This window comes from Micromonospora sp. NPDC049900 (genome assembly GCF_044461025.1).
Taxonomy (GTDB): Bacteria; Actinomycetota; Actinomycetes; order Mycobacteriales; family Micromonosporaceae; genus Micromonospora.
Map to the genome: position 1 here is coordinate 1 of NZ_JBITKM010000038.1, position 5391 is coordinate 5391.

The 5391-nt window shown below is 57.4% G+C and carries 3 rRNA genes; all 3 read left to right on the forward strand.

The annotated features are described in order from the left end of the window. The first annotated feature begins 149 nt into the window (after nt 1-149). The 3 genes from ACIBMZ_RS30675 (at nt 150) to rrf (ending at nt 5390) form a co-directional block, all read left to right on the forward strand. Nucleotides 150-1665, forward strand: a 16S ribosomal RNA gene (locus ACIBMZ_RS30675). A 398-nt stretch (nt 1666-2063) separates the two neighbouring features. Next, a 23S ribosomal RNA gene (locus tag ACIBMZ_RS30680) occupies nt 2064-5176 on the forward strand. A gap of 97 nt (nt 5177-5273) precedes the next feature. Then, nucleotides 5274-5390, forward strand: a 5S ribosomal RNA gene (gene rrf / locus ACIBMZ_RS30685). Together the 16S, 23S and 5S rRNA genes form the textbook arrangement of a ribosomal RNA operon. Nucleotide 5391: the final 1 nt, after the last annotated feature.

Here is a 5391-nt window from a genome sequence, read left to right on the forward strand (position 1 = left end):
TGGTGTGTGGTTGTTCTTTGAGAACTCAACAGGGTGCTTGATAAGCCAGTGCCAAATTGTTTTATGATGCCCCGTGCCAACTTTTGGGTTGGTGGGGATTCCTTTGGCAACATTTGTTTGTTGCTGGGGTTTGCTTTTCCAATTGGTTTTTGTTGGAGAGTTTGATCCTGGCTCAGGACGAACGCTGGCGGCGTGCTTAACACATGCAAGTCGAGCGGAAAGGCCCTTCGGGGTACTCGAGCGGCGAACGGGTGAGTAACACGTGAGCAACCTGCCCTAGGCTTTGGGATAACCCTCGGAAACGGGGGCTAATACCGAATATTCACTCATGGACGCATGTTTGTGGGTGGAAAGTTTTTCGGCTTGGGATGGGCTCGCGGCCTATCAGCTTGTTGGTGGGGTAATGGCCTACCAAGGCGACGACGGGTAGCCGGCCTGAGAGGGCGACCGGCCACACTGGGACTGAGACACGGCCCAGACTCCTACGGGAGGCAGCAGTGGGGAATATTGCACAATGGGCGGAAGCCTGATGCAGCGACGCCGCGTGAGGGATGACGGCCTTCGGGTTGTAAACCTCTTTCAGCAGGGACGAAGCGCAAGTGACGGTACCTGCAGAAGAAGCGCCGGCCAACTACGTGCCAGCAGCCGCGGTAAGACGTAGGGCGCGAGCGTTGTCCGGATTTATTGGGCGTAAAGAGCTCGTAGGCGGCTTGTCGCGTCGACTGTGAAAACCCGTGGCTCAACTGCGGGCCTGCAGTCGATACGGGCAGGCTAGAGTTCGGTAGGGGAGACTGGAATTCCTGGTGTAGCGGTGAAATGCGCAGATATCAGGAGGAACACCGGTGGCGAAGGCGGGTCTCTGGGCCGATACTGACGCTGAGGAGCGAAAGCGTGGGGAGCGAACAGGATTAGATACCCTGGTAGTCCACGCTGTAAACGTTGGGCGCTAGGTGTGGGGGGCCTCTCCGGTTCTCTGTGCCGCAGCTAACGCATTAAGCGCCCCGCCTGGGGAGTACGGCCGCAAGGCTAAAACTCAAAGGAATTGACGGGGGCCCGCACAAGCGGCGGAGCATGCGGATTAATTCGATGCAACGCGAAGAACCTTACCTGGGTTTGACATCGCCGGAAATCCTGCAGAGATGTGGGGTCCTTCGGGGCCGGTGACAGGTGGTGCATGGCTGTCGTCAGCTCGTGTCGTGAGATGTTGGGTTAAGTCCCGCAACGAGCGCAACCCTCGTTCGATGTTGCCAGCGCGTTATGGCGGGGACTCATCGAAGACTGCCGGGGTCAACTCGGAGGAAGGTGGGGATGACGTCAAGTCATCATGCCCCTTATGTCCAGGGCTTCACGCATGCTACAATGGCCGGTACAATGGGCTGCGATACCGTGAGGTGGAGCGAATCCCAAAAAGCCGGTCTCAGTTCGGATCGGGGTCTGCAACTCGACCCCGTGAAGTCGGAGTCGCTAGTAATCGCAGATCAGCAACGCTGCGGTGAATACGTTCCCGGGCCTTGTACACACCGCCCGTCACGTCACGAAAGTCGGCAACACCCGAAGCCGGTGGCCCAACCCTTGTGGAGGGAGCCGTCGAAGGTGGGGCTGGCGATTGGGACGAAGTCGTAACAAGGTAGCCGTACCGGAAGGTGCGGCTGGATCACCTCCTTTCTAAGGAGCACCATCCGGCGAAAGCTGGTATGGAGCCCGCGATCTGCGAATGTCGGGTCGGGGTGCTCAATTGGCGGAGACACTGGTGAGTTTCGTGTCGGCAACGGCCGGCGGTTTCTAGTACGGCCATCTTCTTTTGGGGGGGTGGTGTGGAGGGATGACTGCTGGTGCGGCTGGTGGGAGATGATGGGCACCCTGTTGGGTCCTGAAGGAACAACTGTTGGGTTGTTTGCTTCAGAACCGGATACCACGGCGTGTGTTGTGGTTGGTGGTTGCCAGGCATGGCCTGGTCTTGCATACCGGATGTCGCCTTGTAGGGGTGGTGTTGCTGGTGTGGGGCTGTGGGTTGTGGGTTGGTTGTTTGTTGAGAATTGCACAGTGGACGCGAGCATCTTTGTGGTCAAGTTGTCAAGGGCGAACGGTGGATGCCTTGGCACCAGGAGCCGATGAAGGACGTGGGAGGCCGCGATAGGCCTGGGGGAGCTGTCAACCGAGCTGTGATCCCAGGGTGTCCGAATGGGGTAACCCGGCACCAGTCATGTGGTGTCACCTGCACCTGAACTCATAGGGTGTGTGGAGGGAACGCGGGGAAGTGAAACATCTCAGTACCCGTAGGAAGAGAAAACAAATTTAGTGATTCCGTGAGTAGTGGCGAGCGAAAGCGGATTTAGGCTAAACCGGTTGCGTGTGATACCTGTCAGGGGTTGCGTGGTCGGGGTTGTGGGACTCTGTGTGGTGGGCTGACACTCACTGAAGAAGTTACAAAACCAGTTGTTAGTCGAATGGTCTGGAAAGGCCGACCGTAGACGGTGATAGTCCGGTAGGTGAAAGCAGCTGGTCTTCTATGGATGTTCCCGAGTAGCGGCGGACTCCTGAAATCTGCCGTGAATCTGCCAGGACCACCTGGTAAGCCTGAATACTTCCTGGTGACCGATAGCGGACGAGTACCGTGAGGGAATGGTGAAAAGTACCCCGGGAGGGGAGTGAAATAGTACCTGAAACCGTTCGCCTACAATCCGTCGGAGCCTTGCGGGGTGACGGCGTGCCTTTTGAAGAATGAGCCTGCGAGTTAGTGGCATGTGGCGAGGTTAACCCGTGTGGGGGAGCCGTAGCGAAAGCGAGTCTGAAGAGGGCGTTTGAGTCGCATGTTCTAGACCCGAAGCGGAGTGATCTAGCCATGGGCAGGCTGAAGCGCGGGTAAGACCGTGTGGAGGGCCGAACCCACCAACGTTGAAAAGTTGGGGGATGACCTGTGGTTAGGGGTGAAAGGCCAATCAAACTCCGTGATAGCTGGTTCTCCCCGAAATGCATTTAGGTGCAGCGTCGCGTGTTTCTTGCCGGAGGTAGAGCACTGGATGGTCTAGGGGGCCCACAAGCTTACCGAAATCAGCCAAACTCCGAATGCCGGTAAGTGAGAGCGCGGCAGTGAGACTGCGGGGGATAAGCTTCGTAGTCGAGAGGGAAACAGCCCAGATCACCAGCTAAGGCCCCTAAGCGTGTGCTAAGTGGAAAAGGATGTGGGGTCGCATAGACAACCAGGAGGTTGGCTTAGAAGCAGCCACCCTTTAAAGAGTGCGTAATAGCTCACTGGTCAAGTGGTTCCGCGCCGACAATGTAGCGGGGCTCAAGTACACCGCCGAAGCTGTGGCATTCACATGTGTACTTCGCGCGAGTCTTCGGGCTTGTGTGCAGGTGTGTGGATGGGTAGGGGAGCGTCGTGCCGGGGGTGAAGCAGCCGAGTGATCGAGTTGTGGACGCGGCACGAGTGAGAATGCAGGCATGAGTAGCGAAAGAAGGGTGAGAAACCCTTCCGCCGGATGACCAAGGGTTCCAGGGCCAGGTTAATCCGCCCTGGGTGAGTCGGGACCTAAGGCGAGGCCGAGAGGCGTAGTCGATGGACAACGGGTTGATATTCCCGTACCCGCGAAGGAGCGTCCCTGATGAACCTCGTTGTGCTAACCATCCGATCCATCCAAGACCTTCGGGTTGAGGGTGGAGAGCGTGGGAACCTGGCGGGTAGTAGTCAAGCGATGGGGTGACGCAGGAAGGTAGCTGAGCCCGGCCGGTGGTTGTGCCGGGGTAAGCGTGTAGGCCGACGTGTAGGCAAATCCGCACGTCATGTGGCTGAGACGTGATGCCGAGCCGATTCAGGTGAAGTCAGTGATCCTATGCTGCCGAGAAAAGCCTCTAGCGAGTTTCGAGCGGCCCGTACCCCAAACCGACACAGGTGGTCAGGTAGAGAATACCGAGGCGATCGGGCGAACTGTGGTTAAGGAACTCGGCAAATTGCCCCCGTAACTTAGGGAGAAGGGGGGCCGGAGACGTGAAGCCCCGCGCGGGTGGAGCGTTGTATGGCCGCAGAGAGCAGGGGGAAGCGACTGTTTACTAAAAACACAGGTCCATGCGAAGAAGTAATTCGATGTATATGGACTGACGCCTGCCCGGTGCTGGAACGTTAAGGGGACCTGTTAGCTCTTCGGGGCGAAGCGGAGAACTTAAGCGCCAGTAAACGGCGGTGGTAACTATAACCATCCTAAGGTAGCGAAATTCCTTGTCGGGTAAGTTCCGACCTGCACGAATGGCGTAACGACTTCCCCACTGTCTCAACCACAGGCCCGGCGAAATTGCATTACGAGTAAAGATGCTCGTTACGCGCGGCAGGACGGAAAGACCCCGGGACCTTTACTATAGCTTGACATTGGTATCTGAGTTAGCTTGTGTAGGATAGGTGGGAGCCGGTGAACCTTGTACGCCAGTATGAGGGGAGGCAATCTTGAAATACCACTCTGGTTGATTCGGGTATCTAACTTCGGACCGTTATCCGGTTCAGGGACAGTGTCTGGTGGGTAGTTTAACTGGGGCGGTTGCCTCCTAAAAGGTAACGGAGGCGCCCAAAGGTTCCCTCAGCCTGGTTGGCAATCAGGTGTTGAGTGCAAGTACACAAGGGAGCTTGACTGTGAGACTGACGGGTCGAGCAGGGACGAAAGTCGGGACTAGTGATCCGGCACTTGCGTGTGGAAGCGGTGTCGCTCAACGGATAAAAGGTACCCCGGGGATAACAGGCTGATCTTCCCCAAGAGTCCATATCGACGGGATGGTTTGGCACCTCGATGTCGGCTCGTCGCATCCTGGGGCTGTAGCAGGTCCCAAGGGTTGGGCTGTTCGCCCATTAAAGCGGTACGCGAGCTGGGTTTAGAACGTCGTGAGACAGTTCGGTCCCTATCCGCCGTGCGCGTAGGATACTTGAGAAGGGCTGTCCCTAGTACGAGAGGACCGGGACGGACGAACCTCTGGTGTGCCAGTTGTCCCGCCAGGGGCACGGCTGGTTAGCTACGTTCGGAAGGGATAACCGCTGAAAGCATCTAAGCGGGAAGCTCGCTTCAAGATGAGGTATCCCACCCACCTTTGGTGGGGTAAGGCCCCCAGCTAGACGACTGGGTTGATAGGCCGGAAATGTAAGCCCGGTAACGGGTTCAGTTGACCGGTACTAATAGGCCGAGGACTTGACTATCAAAGTTGCTACGCGTCCACTGTGTAACTCACAACAAACAAACACACCCCGACACGGACAGTGTTGGTGCGGATTGTGTTTGACATGTTGATAAGGTTACGGCGGTCATGGCGGAGGGGAAACGCCCGGTCACATTCCGAACCCGGAAGCTAAGCCCTCCAGCGCCGATGGTACTGCACCCGGGAGGGTGTGGGAGAGTAGGACACCGCCGGACA